19 protein-coding genes are annotated in these 16,062 nt (G+C 68.7%); 7 read left to right on the forward strand and 12 right to left on the reverse strand.

Translation table 11 applies throughout. The features are described from left to right. Positions 1 to 23: 23 nt before the first annotated feature. Positions 24 to 575: a CGNR zinc finger domain-containing protein gene (locus BN976_RS08660; protein ID WP_036369956.1), complete on the reverse strand. Its 552-nt coding sequence runs from the start codon at positions 573 to 575 to the stop codon at positions 24 to 26. Between the two features lie 88 nt (positions 576 to 663). On the opposite strand from BN976_RS08660, the gene BN976_RS08665 reads away from it, so the two are divergent. Genes BN976_RS08665 through BN976_RS08680 form a run of 4 tightly spaced genes read left to right on the forward strand, consistent with a single transcriptional unit; the run spans position 664 to position 3,767 of the window. After that, positions 664 to 1,692, forward strand: a complete 1,029-nt coding sequence (locus BN976_RS08665) for an EamA family transporter (RefSeq protein WP_036369959.1) — start codon at positions 664 to 666, stop codon at positions 1,690 to 1,692. Between the two features lie 25 nt (positions 1,693 to 1,717). Then, entirely contained in the window at positions 1,718 to 2,383 is a 666-nt protein-coding gene (locus BN976_RS08670; protein WP_051558369.1) for a cutinase family protein, read from the forward strand. A gap of 24 nt (positions 2,384 to 2,407) precedes the next feature. Then, positions 2,408 to 3,076, forward strand: a complete 669-nt coding sequence (locus BN976_RS08675; RefSeq protein ID WP_199558918.1) for a cutinase family protein — start codon at positions 2,408 to 2,410, stop codon at positions 3,074 to 3,076. A 28-nt stretch (positions 3,077 to 3,104) separates the two neighbouring features. Further along, complete coding sequence (locus BN976_RS08680) at positions 3,105 to 3,767, forward strand: cutinase family protein (protein ID WP_036369961.1); 663 nt, start codon at positions 3,105 to 3,107, stop codon at positions 3,765 to 3,767. 172 nt (positions 3,768 to 3,939) lie between these two features. On the opposite strand, the gene BN976_RS08685 is transcribed toward BN976_RS08680, so the two are convergent. The 10 genes from BN976_RS08685 to BN976_RS08730 all read right to left on the reverse strand — a co-directional run bounded on the left by BN976_RS08685 (position 3,940) and on the right by BN976_RS08730 (position 12,099). Further along, on the reverse strand, positions 3,940 to 5,346 hold the full coding sequence (locus tag BN976_RS08685) for an IS1380 family transposase (RefSeq protein WP_036368218.1): 1,407 nt from the start codon (positions 5,344 to 5,346) through the stop codon (positions 3,940 to 3,942). Between the two features lie 121 nt (positions 5,347 to 5,467). Further along, a complete protein-coding gene (gene truA / locus BN976_RS08690; protein WP_036369964.1) occupies positions 5,468 to 6,367 on the reverse strand; it encodes a tRNA pseudouridine(38-40) synthase TruA in 900 nt (299 codons plus the stop codon). A 7-nt stretch (positions 6,368 to 6,374) separates the two neighbouring features. Then, positions 6,375 to 6,983 carry a 50S ribosomal protein L17 gene (rplQ, locus tag BN976_RS08695; RefSeq protein WP_036369967.1) on the reverse strand — a complete coding sequence of 203 codons (609 nt, stop codon included), beginning with the start codon at positions 6,981 to 6,983 and terminating at the stop codon, positions 6,375 to 6,377. Positions 6,984 to 7,069: 86 nt separating this feature from the next. Next, positions 7,070 to 8,122: a DNA-directed RNA polymerase subunit alpha gene (locus tag BN976_RS08700; protein ID WP_011778696.1), complete on the reverse strand. Its 1,053-nt coding sequence runs from the start codon at positions 8,120 to 8,122 to the stop codon at positions 7,070 to 7,072. An 83-nt stretch (positions 8,123 to 8,205) separates the two neighbouring features. After that, complete coding sequence (rpsD, locus tag BN976_RS08705) at positions 8,206 to 8,811, reverse strand: 30S ribosomal protein S4 (protein WP_011778695.1); 606 nt, start codon at positions 8,809 to 8,811, stop codon at positions 8,206 to 8,208. Between the two features lie 18 nt (positions 8,812 to 8,829). Continuing rightward, positions 8,830 to 9,243: a 30S ribosomal protein S11 gene (rpsK, locus tag BN976_RS08710; RefSeq protein WP_011778694.1), complete on the reverse strand. Its 414-nt coding sequence runs from the start codon at positions 9,241 to 9,243 to the stop codon at positions 8,830 to 8,832. Between the two features lie 6 nt (positions 9,244 to 9,249). Then, the gene (rpsM, locus tag BN976_RS08715) at positions 9,250 to 9,624 is read right to left on the reverse strand and encodes a 30S ribosomal protein S13 (RefSeq protein WP_003929501.1); all 375 of its coding nucleotides are present in this window, start codon (positions 9,622 to 9,624) and stop codon (positions 9,250 to 9,252) included. A gap of 182 nt (positions 9,625 to 9,806) precedes the next feature. After that, a complete protein-coding gene (gene rpmJ, locus BN976_RS08720) occupies positions 9,807 to 9,920 on the reverse strand; it encodes a 50S ribosomal protein L36 (RefSeq protein ID WP_003879483.1) in 114 nt (37 codons plus the stop codon). Positions 9,921 to 9,966: 46 nt separating this feature from the next. After that, positions 9,967 to 10,188 carry a translation initiation factor IF-1 gene (gene infA / locus BN976_RS08725; protein WP_003418601.1) on the reverse strand — a complete coding sequence of 74 codons (222 nt, stop codon included), beginning with the start codon at positions 10,186 to 10,188 and terminating at the stop codon, positions 9,967 to 9,969. 210 nt (positions 10,189 to 10,398) lie between these two features. Further along, positions 10,399 to 12,099, reverse strand: a complete 1,701-nt coding sequence (locus BN976_RS08730; RefSeq protein WP_036369970.1) for a SulP family inorganic anion transporter — start codon at positions 12,097 to 12,099, stop codon at positions 10,399 to 10,401. A gap of 74 nt (positions 12,100 to 12,173) precedes the next feature. On the opposite strand from BN976_RS08730, the gene BN976_RS08735 reads away from it, so the two are divergent. After that, on the forward strand, positions 12,174 to 12,716 hold the full coding sequence (locus BN976_RS08735) for a hypothetical protein (protein ID WP_036369973.1): 543 nt from the start codon (positions 12,174 to 12,176) through the stop codon (positions 12,714 to 12,716). 4 nt (positions 12,717 to 12,720) lie between these two features. Further along, positions 12,721 to 14,154 carry a flotillin family protein gene (locus tag BN976_RS08740; protein ID WP_011778691.1) on the forward strand — a complete coding sequence of 478 codons (1,434 nt, stop codon included), beginning with the start codon at positions 12,721 to 12,723 and terminating at the stop codon, positions 14,152 to 14,154. On the opposite strand, the gene dosR is transcribed toward BN976_RS08740, so the two are convergent. Next, on the reverse strand, positions 14,151 to 14,789 hold the full coding sequence (dosR, locus tag BN976_RS08745) for a hypoxia response regulator transcription factor DosR/DevR (RefSeq protein WP_011778690.1): 639 nt from the start codon (positions 14,787 to 14,789) through the stop codon (positions 14,151 to 14,153). The two genes, BN976_RS08740 and dosR, sit on opposite strands and share 4 nt — an antisense overlap. Before the next feature lie 183 nt (positions 14,790 to 14,972). Between dosR and BN976_RS08750 the strand changes: the two genes are divergently transcribed. Beyond that, on the forward strand, positions 14,973 to 15,974 hold the full coding sequence (locus BN976_RS08750) for a magnesium transporter (protein ID WP_011778689.1): 1,002 nt from the start codon (positions 14,973 to 14,975) through the stop codon (positions 15,972 to 15,974). The last annotated feature ends 88 nt before the right edge of the window (positions 15,975 to 16,062 follow it).

Raw genomic sequence — 16,062 nt, forward strand, 5'->3', positions numbered from 1 at the left:
ACGGCGCGGCCGACGGGGGCAGATCACTTGTTGGAGCGGCGTTCCCGGTAGGCGGCGACGTGCTGGCGGTTGCCGCAGTTGCCGGTGTCGCAGAACTTGCCCGACCGGTTTCGCGACAGGTCCACCAGCACCGCGTGACAGTCCGGGGCGGCGCAGATCTTGAGCCTGCGCAACTCCCCCGCGCGGATCAGGTCGGCCAGCGCCATCGCCATCTCGGCACCCATCCGCTGCCACAGCGGATCGTGGATCGAGGCGAGGTGCAGGTGCCACTCGGGCATCTCGGGGTGGCGGGTCAGCCACGGCGACGCCTTGGTGTCGGCGAGCAGCGCGTTGACGTGTCCGACGGCGCGGGCCTCGTCGTCGGCGGACTCCCAGATCCGGGCCAGGCGGGTCCGCAGCCGGCGCACCGACTCCAACTCGGCGGCGTCGTGGTCGCGCCTGCCCGTCCAGCCGAAGTGGTCCAGATACTCGTCGAGCGCGGCGAGGTCGGACAGCTGGTCGCCGTCCACCCGGTCGCTGTTGATCAGGACACCCGCAGCACGCAGTGTGAGCTCGGTGTCATAAGTGAAAAGCATTTGACTCATGACTCCTTTCAGCGGTAGCGTCATGACCAAAGTTGATTTTACTCATGTCATCTCTTTTCAGCCCACGGAGGTTTCACCGATGGCCGCGCTCGACACCAGCCGGCAGGCACGAGCCGACCACACGCACCTCTTCCGCACGGGCCTGCTGTTCGCGATCGGTTCCGCGTTCGCGTTCGGGTCATCGGGGCCGTTCGCCAAATCGCTGATGGAGGCCGGCTGGACCCCGACCGCCGCGGTGACCGCCCGGCTCGCGGGCGGCGCACTGGCCATGGCCGTGTTCGCGACGATCATGTACCCGGGCTGGCTGCGCGAGGCGCGCAGGCACGCCCGCACGGTCGCGCTCTACGGCCTGGTGCCGATCGCCGGCGCGCAACTCTTCTACTTCAACGCCGTGTCCCACCTGTCGGTGGGCGTCGCCCTGCTGCTCGAATACACCGCCCCGATCCTCGTGGTGGGCTGGCTCTGGGCCACCACGCGCCGGCGCCCCACCACCATGACGCTGGTCGGCGTCACACTCGCGGTCGCCGGGATCATGCTCGTGCTGGGGATCGTGGGCCCCGGCGGGCTGGCGGGCGCCCACATCAATCTCACCGGCGTCGGCTGGGGGCTGGCCGCAGCCGTCTGCGCGGCCTGCTACTTCCTGATGTCGGACAAGGCCGGCGCCGAGAGCACGGGCGATCAGGGCCCGCTGCATCCGATCACATTGGCAGCCGGCGGTCTGATCGTCGGCGCCGCCACCGTCGCCGCGCTGGGCGCCACGGGCGTGATGCCGCTGACCTTCACCGCGAACGACACCGTGATCGCCGGCTGGACCACTTCATGGATCGTGCCCGTCGTCGCGCTGGCGCTGATCCCGACGGCGATCGCGTACACACTCGGCATCGTCGGCGTCGCCCGGCTGCGGCCCCGGTTCGCCTCGCTGGTCGGACTGTCCGAGGTGATGTTCGCCGTGCTCGCCGCCTGGGTGCTGCTGGGCGAGGCCATGACCGTCACCCAGGCGGTCGGCGGCGCGGTGGTGCTGGCCGGTCTGGCGCTCGCCCGCCAGGGTGATCGCAGCGAGCTCGACGAGGCCGGCACGGTGACCTGGCCGGATGCTCCGGCGCCATAGCAGCTAGAGCGGCTAACCTTGCGGGATGATGATCGATCTTGACGCCCCCGCGCGCAGGGTGACGGGGGTGCTCGCGGCGATACTCGTCGCGGCCGCGACCCTCGTCGCAGCACCGGTCCAGATCCCGGCCGCGCACGCCCAGGGCTGCCCCGACATCGAGGTGGTCTTCGCCCGCGGCACCGACGAACCACCCGGCCTCGGCCGGGTGGGTGCGGCATTCGTCGATTCGCTGCGCGGGCGCGTCGGCGGCCGGTCCGTCGGCACCTACGCCGTCAACTACCCGGCGAGCTTCGATTTCCTGGCCGCCGCGGCCGGCGCCAACGACGCCAGCCTGCACATCCAGTACATGATGGCCAACTGTCCCCGGACCCGACTGGTACTGGGCGGCTACTCACAGGGTGCCGCGGTGATCGACGTCATCGCCGCCGTCCCGATCCCGGCCGTCGGGTTCAACGCGCCGTTGCCGCCCAACACACCCGACTTCGTCGCCGCGATCGCGGTGTTCGGCAACCCGTCGACCAAACTGGGCATCCCGATCACCGCCAGCCCGGTGTGGGGTTCGCGCTCCATCGATCTGTGCAACGGCCTCGACCCGGTGTGCTCGGGCGGCGACGACATCGCCGCCCACAGCAACTACGGTCCCGGCATGTTCACCGATCAGGCCGCGGCATTCGTCGCCGGGCGTCTGTGACCCAGCTATGAGTTACGGTGTCTTGTGCTTTCCGATCGACTGATCCGCCGGATCCTTTCGGCCGCAGCCGCCGTGACGGCGTCGGTGGCCGCCGTCGCCGTCCTTCCCGCCGCCCCTGCCTCCGCGCAGCCGTGCCCGGATGTCGAGGTGGTGTTCGCCCGCGGAACCAGCGAGCCGCCCGGCGTCGGACGCGTCGGTCAGGCGCTGGCAGACACGCTGCGCAACCAGCTGGGCGGCCGCACGGTCGGGACCTACGGCGTGAACTACCCCGCCAGCTACGACTTCCTCAATACCGCCAGCGGGGCCACCGACGCCACCGGACGCATCGCGTACATGGCGGCCGAGTGCCCCAACACCCGCATCGTGCTCGGCGGCTACTCGCAGGGCGCCGCCGTGGTCGCCATGCTCGCCGGCGTGCCGCCGCTCGGGGACCGCATCGGAAGCATCGGTTCGGCACCGCCGCTGCCGGGCGGGCTGACCGGAAACGTCGCCGCCGTGGCCGTATTCGGCAACCCGTCGGCCAAGTTCGGCAGCCCGGTGTCGGCCAGAGGCACGTTCGCCGGCAAAGCGATCGACCTGTGTGCCGACGGTGATCCGATTTGCTCCGACGGCCGCAACCCGTTTGCGCACACCAGCTACGAACGTTCCCCTTTCATCGGTCAAGCCGCCGGATTTGCCGCAGGCCGGGTCTGAACGGCCACAGCCAATTATGATCGGCTAAGTGATTCGTCAGCTGAGAAAATTTCCGGTCCTCTCGGCCCTTGCTGCGCTGCTGTTCACCGCGGCCGCACTGGTCGCGCCGCCGCTCGCCTCGGCTCAGGCGTGCCCCGAGGTGGAGCTGATCTTCGCCCGCGGCCGGATCGAATCCCCCGGCGCCGGGCAGATCGGCAACGCGCTGGTCAGCGCGCTGCGCTCGAAGACCGGTAAGAGCGTCGACCTGTACGCGGTGAAGTACCCCGCCGACACCGAGGTCGACCTCGGCGCCAACGACATGAGCCAGCGCATCCAGTACATGGCCGGCAACTGCCCCGACACCCGGCTGGTGCTGGGCGGCTATTCACTGGGCGCGGCAGTCACCGACGTGGTGGTCGCGGTCCCGATCGCCGCGTTCGGTTTCAAGAGCCCGCTGCCCGACGGTGTCGATCGGCACATCGCCGCCGTCGCGCTGTTCGGCAATGGCAGCCAGTGGGTCGGGCCGATCGCGAACTTCACCAACCCCGCGCTGCGCGACCGGATCATCGAGCTGTGCCACGGCGACGATCCGATCTGCAATCCGACCGCTCCCGAGAACTGGCAGGACTACTGGCCCGCGCATCTGGCCCCCGCCTACATCGGTGCGGGCATGGTGAACCAGGCCGCCGACTTCATCGTGGGCCGACTGTAGCTAGCCCGGATTTTGCATCGAAGTTGATGTGGGTGCGGTTCGGCTGCTGAATTGTGTTGCGGGGTGGCGGTTTCGGCGTAGTGGAGTGGTTGATCGTCCCGTGTCGCCGGGTGGGGCGGGCTTTCCCGAAGGCCTGGTCTTTCGTGGTCGGTGGGTCGGGTGGGCCGGAGTTCTATCTGAAGGCGGTGCGGATGGTCTGCCAGGCGGTGGCGATCGCGTGCGCCCATCGCCAGGTGGCATCGATGCGTAGCCGTAGTTGTCGGGCGCTGCGGGTGATGCGGGCCGCCACGTGCAGGACCCGGTAGCGGAAGGTGGTGATTTCGGCGCGGGCCAGGCCGGTCTCGGTGCGGAAGCCGATCAGTCGTGTCCAGGTGACCAGGTCGGCGGCGGCAAGGACGATTTCCAGCCAGGCGGCGTTGGCCCAGAACGAGTGGCACGGCAGGTTACGCAGGCCGGTGGCTTTGAGTTCGCGGATGCGGTCTTCGACGCGGGCGTGCTGGCGGTGGCGCAGTTCCAGGCCGGCGACTTGGCCGGCCACGACACCGGGTGGTGTGTCGGTGATGAAGGCGGTGACCCGCATCCCGTCGGCGTCGGTGAACCGCAATTGGGCGCCGGGGTGGGGGCGTTCTTTGCGCAGGATCAGTCGGGTGCCCGGTGGCCAGGAGTCCAGGTTGACCAGGTCGGTGGCCTCAGCGATCCAGGCGCCGTCACGGATACCACCGTCGGTGTCGATCGCCGGGTACCAGCATTGGCCGAGGTTGAGGGTGTCCACCGCGTCCTGCACGCGGGCATCGACGGGGTAGCCGAAGGAGAACCCCACCCCCTGTTCGCGGCAGGCGTCGGCGAACTTGTGGGTGGCTCCGGCGGTGTCGCAGCGCACCAACACCTTGGGTGCTTCAGGGTTGTCGGGAGTGGCGGGGTCGGGCCGACACACCGGCGCAAGGGCGGCCAGTGCCTGGGCCAGGACGATGATGTGATCACTGGCGGTGTTGGAGCCGGCGTTACCGGTGCGCAGCAGCCCGGCCAGAGCTTCCCCGCCGGCGATCTCGGGGCGGTCCAGAAACGCCAGCAGCGGGTGCAGGCCGAACGTTTTCTTCCAGGTCGGGGCCGCGCCGTGCTTGTTGTCGGAGTGATCGATGACCAGGGTGGCATCGATGTCGATGTGCAGCCAGTCATCGCCGGTGGGTGCGGCTCCGGCGGCCCAGGCCGCCGCGCGCGCCGCGGCGCGCGCTGCTCGCACTGCGGGTAGGTGGGCGGCGTCGATGCGCTCATCGACCAGTCGCCACATCGTGGTGGTGGAGGCTTTCGCGCCGAAGGCGTGCTCACGATCCCCGCACAACTGGCCGACGGCGTCGATGCAATCGGCGCCGTCGGCGACCGCGGCCGCCAGGTCGGCGAACACCTCCCCGGGCGCATACACCCACGGGCCGCGGTAGGTGTCGGCCAACGCGGCGGTCACCTGCGTCGATAGCCCGGTCCAGTCGGCGAGTTCGCGCAGCATGGCCATCCCGGCATGCGACACGACGCCATGGCCGTCGGCGGACACTTTCACCCGTGATGTGGTCGCGATATTCTTCACCTGCGAGGTGCCTTTCCGCTGGAACGATCCGAACCTTAGACAAGTCCGATTATTCCTTGCAGGACAGGCACTTTCGCTTATCTACACACCCTCACCAGCAACAAACCACGAAAAATCCGGGCTAGAGCTCGTCGGCGGTACGCAGATCGCGAGTCACCAGGTTGCGGGCCTCCAGCTGCGCGTCGGGCGGGTAGTCCACACCGACCAACGTCAGTCCGCGCGCCGGAGCCGCGGCGAAGTCGCTGGAGCGACCCGTCGCGTCCAGCAGCGCCGCACACCATGCCGCGTCGCGGCGATGCTCGCCGACGGCGAGCAGCGCGCCGACCAGTGAGCGCACCATGTTCCAGCAGAACGCGTCGGCGCTGACGTGCACCTCGACCCGGTCGCCGTCGCGCACGCAGTCCAACCGCTGTAACTCCCGGATCGTCGTCGCGCCGTCGCGGTGCCGGCAGAACGCCGCGAAGTCGTGCAGCCCCACCAACTCGCGGGCCGCGGTGGCCATCGCCGCCACGTCGAGCGGACGCGGCCACGGTGTGACGAACCGGGCCTCGGCGGGCTCGACGCCGTACGGGGCGGTGCTCAGCCGGTAGAGGTAGTGCCGCCGCAGCGCCGAGAACCGCGCGTCGAATCCCGGTGCGGCGCGGGTGATCTCACGGACCCGGACGTCCTCGGGCAGCATCCGGCCGAGACGGCGGACCAGAGGCCCGAACTCGGCCTCACCGGGACGGGTGGTGCGCGGGTAGGCATACGGCAGCGCGTCGGCGGGGACGTCGACGTGGGCGACCTGCCCGGTGGCATGAACGCCGGAGTCGGTGCGGCCCGCGGCGCGGGTCACCACCGGGGTCCGGAACACCGTCGAGAGCGCGTCGTCGATCGCCCCGGCCACGGTGCGCTGCCCGGCCTGAGTCGCCCAGCCGGCGAAGTCCGTGCCGTCGTAGGCGATGTCGAGGCGCAGACGAACTCCCGGCCGCGAGGAAATGAAAACAAGCCCGCCACCGGAATCGGTGGCGGGCTCGTTCACTGGGTGACTACTTGTCGTCGTCAGCCTTCTCGACCTCGGTTGCCTCGTCGGCTTCCTCAGCCGAAGCCTCGTCGACGGCCTCGACCTCGGCGGCCTCGACCTCAGCCTCGGCGGTCTCGGCAGAAGCCTCGGTCTCGACAGCCTCCGGCTCAACCGCTGCTTGCGGTGCCGCGGCAGCGGCGACCTCTTGAGCGCCCGCGCTCGCCGCCTTCTGCGCCGCGTCCGCGCGACGCGCACGGTTGGCCTCCGACGTCACGGTCTTCTCCCGCACCAGTTCGATGACCGCCATCGGGGCGTTGTCGCCCTTGCGGTTCTCGACCTTGATGATGCGGGTGTAGCCGCCGTTGCGGTCGGCGAAGAACGGCCCGATCTCGGCGAACAAGACGTGCACGACGTCCTTGTCGCGGATCTTCTTCATCACCTCACGCCGGTTGTGCAGCGTGCCCTTCTTGGCGTGGGTGATGAGCTTCTCCGCGTACGGCCGCAGCGCCCGCGCCTTCGGCTCGGTCGTCTTGATGCGGCCGTGCTCGAACAGCGACGTGGCCAGGTTGGCCAGGAGCGCCTTCTGGTGCGAGGACGACCCGCCGAGGCGAGGACCCTTTGTGGGTTTGGGCATTGCGACTATCTCCTAATGGGGCCGGTCCCCGTATCAGGTAGGACCGGGACGGAACTACAGGGCTTTAGAGCTGTTCGGTTTCGCGCCTAGAGCTGTTCGGTTTCGGCATAGTCCTGGTTGTCCTCCAGGTCGTAGCCGGCGTCGCTGTTCCACGTGCCGGTGGCGACGTCGTAGCCGGCCACCTCGGACGGATCGAAGCTGGCCGGGCTGTCCTTGAGCGACAGACCCAACTGGTGCAGCTTGATCTTCACCTCGTCGATGGACTTCTGGCCGAAGTTACGGATGTCCAGCAGATCGGACTCCGTGCGGGCCACGAGCTCGCCCACGGTGTGCACACCCTCGCGCTTGAGGCAGTTGTACGACCGCACCGTCAGGTCCAGATCGTCGATCGGCAGCGCGAAGTGCGCGGCCTGATCGGCCTCCGCCGGCGACGGGCCGATCTCGATGCCCTCGGCCTCGACGTTGAGTTCCCGTGCCAGACCGAACAATTCGACCAGCGTCTTACCGGCCGAAGCCAGCGCGTCACGCGGGGTGATCGAGTTCTTGGTCTCGACGTCGAGGATCAGCTTGTCGAAGTCGGTGCGCTGCTCGACACGGGTGGCCTCCACCTTGTAGGTGACCTTGAGCACCGGCGAGTAGATCGAATCGACCGGGATGCGGCCGATCTCGGCGCCGGAGGCCTTGTTCTGCACGGCAGGCACGTAGCCGCGGCCGCGCTCGACGACCAGCTCGACCTCGAGCTTGCCCTTGTCGTTCAGGGTGGCGATGTGCATGTCGGGGTTGTGCACCGTGACGCCGGCCGGCGGCACGATGTCACCCGCGGTGACCTCACCCGGTCCCTGCTTGCGCAGGTACATGGTGACCGGCTCGTCCTCCTCGGAGGACACGACCAGACCCTTGAGGTTCAGGATGATGTCGGTGACGTCTTCCTTGACCCCGGGCACGGTGGTGAACTCGTGCAGCACACCGTCGATGCGGATGCTGGTGACGGCCGCGCCCGGGATGGACGACAGCAGCGTGCGGCGCAGCGAGTTCCCGAGGGTGTAACCGAATCCGGGCTCCAGCGGCTCGATGACGAACTGGGACCGGTTCTCGGCCAGCACATCTTCGCTGAGGGTGGGGCGCTGTGAAATCAGCATGGTGTTTCTTTTCTCCTTCTCGGCAACCGCTATTTGATGCCGTTAGGTGGCCTGAGCCCCGGTGGATTCCGGGGTCAGGGTTACTACTTCGAGTAGAGCTCGACGATCAGCTGCTCGGTGAGCGGAACGTCGATCTGCGCGCGCTCGGGCAGCTGGTGCACGAGGATGCGCTGACGCTCGCCGACGACCTGCAGCCAGCCCGGGATCGGGCGCTCGCCGGCGGTCTGCCGGGCCACCTCGAAGGGCAGGGTGTTGATCGACTTGTCCTTGACGTCGATGATGTCGTACTGCGACACCCGGTAGCTGGGCACGTCGACCTTCACTCCGTTGACGGTGAAGTGGCCGTGGCTGACCAGCTGACGCGCCATCCGGCGGGTGCGGGCCAGGCCTGCGCGGTACACGACGTTGTCCAGCCGGCTCTCCAGGATGCGCAGCAGGTTGTCGCCGGTCTTACCGGGAAGGCGGTTGGCCTCCTCGTAGTAGCGGCGGAACTGCTTCTCCATGACGCCGTAGGTGAAGCGGGCCTTCTGCTTCTCCTGCAGCTGGGTGCGGTATTCGCTCTCCTTGATCCGCGCACGGCCGTGCTGGCCGGGCGGGTAGGGGCGCTTCTCGAAGGACTGATCTCCGCCGACCAGGTCGACGCCGAGGCGACGCGACTTGCGGGTGACGGGTCCGGTATAACGAGCCATTTTCTAGTTCCCTCTCCCCTAGACCCGGCGCCGCTTGGGCGGACGGCAACCGTTGTGCGGCTGCGGTGTGACGTCGGAGATCGCGCCGACCTCGAGGCCTGCGGCCTGCAGCGAACGGATGGCGGTCTCACGACCCGAGCCCGGGCCCTTCACGAAGACGTCGACCTTCTTGACGCCGTGCTCCTGCGCCTTGCGGGCGGCGTTCTCGGCGGCCAGCTGCGCGGCGAACGGGGTGGACTTACGCGACCCCTTGAAGCCGACATGTCCCGACGACGCCCAGGCGATGACGTTGCCCTGCGGATCGGTGATGGACACGATGGTGTTGTTGAACGTGCTCTTGATGTGAGCGGCGCCGTGCGGGACGTTCTTCTTTTCCCTGCGACGGGTCTTCTGCCCCTTCTTGGGGGCGCCACCCTTTTTTGCCTGTGCCATCCGGGGTTACCTGGCCTTCTTCTTGCCGGCGATGGTGCGCTTGGGGCCCTTGCGGGTGCGCGCATTGGTCTTGGTCCGCTGGCCGCGCACCGGCAGGCCGCGGCGGTGCCGCAGACCCTGGTAGCAGCCGATCTCGATCTTGCGGCGGATGTCGGCCTGCACCTCACGGCGCAGATCACCCTCCACCTTGAGGTTGCCCTCGATGTAGTCGCGCAGCTGCGTCACCTGATCGTCCGTCAGGTCCTTGGTGCGCATGTCCCGGCTGATGCCGGTGGCTTCCAGGATCTCCTGGGAGCGGGTACGACCGATGCCGTAGATGTACGTCAATGCGATCTCCATGCGCTTGTCGCGCGGGAGGTCAACGCCCATAAGTCGGGCCATGTATGCCATTCCTCGTGTTCTGCGGAGGTCTGATCCCAGTCCGTTCCCGGGTCTGCCCCGGGGTCCGGCCTCCGTTCCGGACGTGTGCGAGCGGCGTATCCGCTCAGTGGCGCTGGGAGGTCATCATTCAGTTGTGAATCTGCGGAAGACTCAGCTCTGCTGTCTGGTCTTCGCGCAAGCGCTCAGCCCTGCCGCTGCTTGTGACGGGGATCGGAGCAGATCACCATGACCCGCCCGTGCCGGCGGATCACCCTGCACTTGTCGCAGATCGGCTTGACGCTCGGGTTCACCTTCACGGCTGTGTCGATCCTTCTTCTCGTGGTTCTTCTAGGGCTTCTGGACTTACTTGTAGCGGTACACGATGCGGCCGCGGGACAGGTCGTAGGGAGAAAGCTCCACCACGACGCGGTCCTCGGGGAGGATACGGATGTAGTGCTGCCGCATCTTTCCGCTGATGTGGGCGAGGACCTTGTGTCCGTTCTCCAGCTCAATGCGGAACATCGCATTGGGCAGAGGTTCGACGACACGACCCTCAACCTCTATGGCACCGTCTTTTTTGGCCATACTGTGTAACGGTCCTTGCTTTCGTTTCGTATCGGCTTGCTGGCCTCTTCGGCGCAGCCTTCGATCCGACTTGAAAACGTGGGCCGGATCGGGAGAATTCCCCGCTGACGTCGGGGGCTCCAGAGCAAGGCACGCGAGAAGTCGGCGCGGAAGCCGCACCGTTGATCCATGGTACTCGCAGTCGGGCCAGGCCCAAAATCCGTGCGCAGGTCAGTCCGCGCCCCGGGAGGCCGCCCAGGCCCGATAGGCCTCGACGGCCGTCGGCAGCGTCATGTACAGGCGATCTTCCCCGATCTTGTCGATCACCCCGGCGGCCGTCAGGGCATCCCTGAGGTCCTGCTTGACCCGGGCCATCGCGAAGACGATGCCACGGCGTCCACACTCCTCCCGCAGCTGGTCCAGCGCCTCGATGGCGGTCATGTCGACCTCGACGTTGGCCTCCGCGTTGAGCAGGAACCAACGCACGGGCGGGCTGGCCTGGTCCATGTGGTCAACGGCCTCGAGGGCGCGGCGACGGAAGTCCTCGGCGTTGGCGAAGCACAGCGGCGCGTCGTAGCGGTACACCAGCAGGCCCGGGATCAGCGCCGCGTCCGGGTAGTCGTCGACGTCGTGCATCCCGGCCACCCCGGGCACCAGCCCCAGGACGCTGTCGTGGGCGTGCGACAGGCGCCGGAGCAGGTCGAGGACCGTCAGCCCGATCGCGACGAGCACGCCGTAGAGCACCCCGAAGACCGCCACGGCGAAGGTGGTCAGCAGCGCGAGCACCAGCTCGCTGCGGCGGAAGCGGGCGAGTGCCTTGAAACCGGCGACGTCGACCAGCTTGGCCGCGGCGTAGACGATCAGGCCTCCCAGCGCGGCGGCCGGGATGGTCGACACCACACTCCCACCGAACAGCACCACCACCGACACCACGACCAGCACCACCAGGGAGTACCTCTGCGTCCGGGCTCCGGCCGCGGCCGCCAACGCCGTGCGGCTGCCACTGGAGCTGACCGGAAAGCCGCGCAGGAACCCGACCGCGATGTTGCTGACGCCGAGGGCGCGGAGTTCGGCGTTCGCGTCGACGGTCTCACCGACCCGCGCCGCGAACGCACGCGCAGTCAGGATGTTGTCCGAGAACGCGACCACCGCGATCCCCACCGCGGCCATGAGAAGTTCCCGCACCGGCACATCCGCCAGCGCCGGCACGGCGGGGCTCGGCGCGCCGGCGGGTATCGCACCGACGACGTCGATGCCGTACCGCGTCAGCGACCACACGGCCACCACGGCCGCCGCGCCGAGGACGGCGATCAACGGGCCGGGCAGGCGGGGCGCCGCGCGCTCCACGGCGACCACACACAGCAGCACCGCGGCCGCCATCATCAAGGTGGGCCAGTGCACCTGACCGATGCCCGACGCGAACGCGCGCACCTGCTCCACCACGGATTCGCCGGAGACCGGCACCCCGGAGATCCGCTCCAACTGACCGGTGACCATCGCGATGGCGATGCCGAAGAGGTAGCCCACCAGGACGGGCTTGGACAGCAGGTTCGCCAGGTAGCCGAGCCCGATGATCCCGGCCGCCAGGCACAACACCCCGACCAGGATCGCCAGGATCGCGGCGTACGTCGCATAGCGGACCGGGTCGTTGCCGCCGACCAACGGGACCAGCACCGCGGCGGTCATCAGCGACGTCGTCGACTCCGGACCGACGGACAACTGCCGCGACGAACCGAGGATCGCGTAGATCAGCAGCGGCGGCAGCGCCGCCCACAACCCGACGATGGGGCTCAGTCCGGCCAGCGCCGCATAGGCCAGCGCCTGCGGGATCAGATACGCCGAGACACTGAGCCCGGCGAGCAGGTCGACGCGCAGCGGTGCGCCCCGACCTTCCCGCAGCCCGGCCAGCCCCGGCGCCCACCGTGTCAACACTGCCCCCCAACGTTCGCTTGAAAGATACTTGCCGTAGCGCGGCGTCGACACCGGCCGGATGAGAGGATCGCGTCGTGACGGGGGTGTATCTGGCAGCCTTCGGCGTCGGCGGTATCGCCGTCCTGACGGCACTGGTGCTCACCGACTTCGACCTCGGAAACGGGTTCGGCCCCGACGGCCTGCCCTTCCTGAGCCTCACCAGCATGTCGGCGGGCCTGCTCGGCGCAGGCACCGGCGGCCTGATCGCAACCTGGCTCGGGCTCGGCACCCTGAGCGCGGCGATCGTCGCCCTCGTCAGCGGCGTCATTCTCATCGGTGCGCTGCAGGGCGTTGTCCTGCCCTTCCTGCGCCGCCAGCAGTCCAACTCCCAGCGTGGCCGCGCCTCCTATGTCGGGCTGCTCGGCACCGTCACCCTGGACGTGCCCGCCGACGGCTGGGGCGAGGTGGCGTTCGTCGACGCCGACGGCAACCGGGTCCGCGCCCGCGCCGTCACCGCCGAGCCGGACACCCTGACCAAATCCACCCCGGTCTATATCGCAGACGTCGACGCCGAGTTCATCCACGTGGTGGCCATCACCGGCGCCGTGCCCGACGTGCCCACCATCGAGAGGAACTGAGCCGATGTCCGTCCTGTTGATCACCGTGATCGCCGGGATCGCCGCGCTGTTGCTGTTCGTCGCGCTGCCGATCGTGTACGTGAAGAACTACATCAAGGTGCCACCCAACGAGGTCGCGGTGTTCACCGGGCGCGGCCAGCCGAAGGTGGTCCGCGGCGGCGCACGGTTCCGGGTGCCCGGCATCGAACGCGTCGACATCATGAGCCTGGAGCCGTTCAACGTCAGCATCAACCTGCAGAACGCGTTGTCCAACAACGGCGTCCCGGTCAACGTCGAGGCGGTCGGCCTGGTCCGGATCGGCTCCGCCGACGAGGCCGTGCAGACCGCGGTGCAGCGCTTCCTGACCTCCGACCTCAACGAGTTGCAGCGCCAGATCAACGAGATCCTCGCGGGCAGCCTGCGCGGCATCACCGCGACGATGACCGTCGAAGACCTCAACTCCAACCGCGACACCCTGGCCCGCAGCGTGGTCGACGAGGCCGGCGGCGACCTGGCCCGCATCGGCATGGAGGTCGACGTCCTCAAGATCGCCGGTATCTCCGACCGCAACGGCTACCTCGAGTCGCTGGGGCAGCGCCGCATCGCCGAGGTCAAGCGTGATGCCGCCGTCGGCACCGCCGAAGCCGAACGGGACGCGCAGATCCAGTCCGCGAAGGCGCGGCAGGCGGGAGCGGTCGCGCAGGCCGAGGCCGACACCGCGATCGCGACGGCCAACCAGAAGCGCGACGTCGAGCTCGCGCGGCTGCGCGCCCAGACCGAGGCCGAGAACGCCCAGGCCGACCAGGCCGGACCGCTGGCCAACGCGCGCGCCCAGAAGGACGTCGGCATCGCCATCGAGCAGGCCGAGGCCGCCCGGGTGCAGGCCCGGATCGAGGTCGAGCAGCGCCGCGCCGAGCAGTCCCAGGCCGCGCTGCAGGCCGACGTCATCGCGCCGGCCGAAGCCCAGCGCGCGGCCGACATCGCCCGCGCCGAGGGGCAACGCCAGGCCACGATCCTCGCGGGTCAGGCCGAAGCCGACGCCCGCAAGGCCGCCGCGGATGCGCTGCGGGTGGAGCGGCAGGCCGAGGCCGACGGCATCAAGGCCAGGCTGGTGGCCGAGGCCGCCGGCAAGAAGGAGATCGCCGCCGCGCTGAACACCTACTCCCCCGAGGCGGCGCGGCTGCAGACACTGCCCGACGTACTGCAGTCGGTGGTCAAAGCCACCGAGGCCGCGGCCATGCCGCTGTCGGAGATCGAGCGGCTGTCCATCATCGGCGGCGCCTCGGACGCGCAGGACGCGGTCGGCGGCCTGCTCGGCGTCAGCCCGTTGGCGGTGGCCAAGATCGTCGAGACCCTCAAATCCTCGGGTATCGACGTCGCCGCCATGCTGAACCCGTCACCGGAACCGCCGATCGCTCCGGCCGAGGCCAACGGTGAGGGCGCCGCCCAGCCGCTCTAACGGCCGGCCCGATCCAGCCTGGACACGAACACGGCCGCCTGGGTGCGGCGCTCCATACCGAGTTTGGCCAACAGCCGGGAGACGTAGTTTTTCACGGTCTTCTCGGCCAGGAACATCCGGTCCGCGATCTGCTTGTTGGTCAGCCCTTCGCCGAGCAGGTCAAGCAGCACCCGCTCCTGGCTGCTCAGACCCAGCAGCGGGTCTGCGCGCTCGGCGGTGTCGCGCAACCTCGACATCAGCGCCGCCGCGGCGCGATTGTCCAGCAGAGACCGCCCCGCACCCACGTCTTTGATCGCTTCGGCGAGCTCCATACCCTTGATGTCTTTGATGACGTAGCCACTCGCGCCGGCCAGGATCGCATCGAGCATGGCCTCGTCCGACGTGAACGACGTCAGCATCAGGCACCGCAGCCCCGGCACCCGGGACAGCAGATCCCGGCACAATTCGATGCCGTTGCCGTCCGGTAACCGGACATCGAGCACCGCGACTTCCGGCGCGACGGCGGGGATCCGGGTCAGCGCCTCGGACACCGAACCCGCCTCACCGACCACGTCCAACTCCGGATCAGTGCTGAGCAGATCGATAAGGCCCCGCCTGACCACTTCGTGATCATCGACCAGAAACACGCGCACCATCGGACAACCTTTCGCCAGCCCCGGTTTCAGATCGTCGGCGCTGCGGTGTCCCCGAGGTAGGGCCGCAGGTCCCCGGCTGCGAAGGACCTCGGACTCTGCCACCGGTGCGGCGTCGAGGCCGATTATTCGTGGCGTGGCCTTCGACGTGACGCTCAACCCGCGGCCGACCGGCGAGTCCCGCGGATGACGTCGTCGGCGGAGGTTGCGCCCACTACGGAGAAGTTCCTCGGGCCCACTGATCAGGCGCTGCACCACGCCTCGCGCAACGTCCCCACCTCCACCGCCGACACGTTGGTCGAGGATGCGCTCGCCGCCATGCGCGGCAAGCGATTCGACAGTGCCGCGGCGGTCGCGGTGATCGACGCCCGGCAGCGGTTGCGGGGTATCGCGACGATCGAGGCGATGTTGGCCGCCGACCCGGGGCAGCGCGTGCGCGACGTGATGGATTCCGCACCGCCCGCGGTCGCTCCGGACACCGATCAGGAGCATGCGGCCTGGCAGGCGGTGCACCGCGCGGAGCCCTACCTCGCCGTCGTCGACGGGGACGGACGCTTCCTCGGGCTGATCTCACCGCAGCGGCTGCTCGGCGTTCTGCTGCAGGAACATGACGAAGACCTGGCTCGGCTCGGCGGCTTCATGCGTGATGTGGAGTCCGTGCGGACCACCAGCGTCGAGTCGGTGCGGAATCGGCTGTGGCACAGGGTGCCGTGGCTCGTCGTCGGCCTGCTCGGCGCGATGGTTTCGGCGGTCCTGATGACGGCCTTCGACGCGCAACTCAACGCCGACCTGGCCGTCGCGTACTTCGTTCCCGGCATCGTGTACCTGGCCGACGCCGTGGGCACACAGACCGAGACACTGGCGATCCGCGGGCTGTCGGTGGGTGTCGGCATCCGCCGGATCGTCGTCCGCGAAGCGCTCACCGGGCTGTCGATGGGAATCCTGCTGGCAGCGGTCATGTGGCCGCTTGTCGCGATGATGACCGCCAACTTTGCTCTGGCACTGGCCGTTTCGCTCACCGTGATCGGCGCCAGCAGCGCGTCCACGGTGGTGGCCCTGTGCCTGCCGTGGTTGCTGCACCGCCTCGGGAGGGATCCGGCGTTCGGATCCGGCCCGCTGGCGACGGTGGTCCAGGATCTGCTGTCGATCCTGTTCTATTTCGCCGCGGTCACCGCGCTGCTCGGCTAGCCTCTTGCGCTGCCCGGTGGGCCGAAGGTGGCACAGGTCCTCGGCCTGCGGAGGGTTCGGGGCCGAAGGCCTCTAGAGACCGGGCCCG

The organism is Mycolicibacterium austroafricanum, from assembly GCF_000612725.1.
Lineage (GTDB): Bacteria > Actinomycetota > Actinomycetes > Mycobacteriales > Mycobacteriaceae > Mycobacterium > Mycobacterium austroafricanum.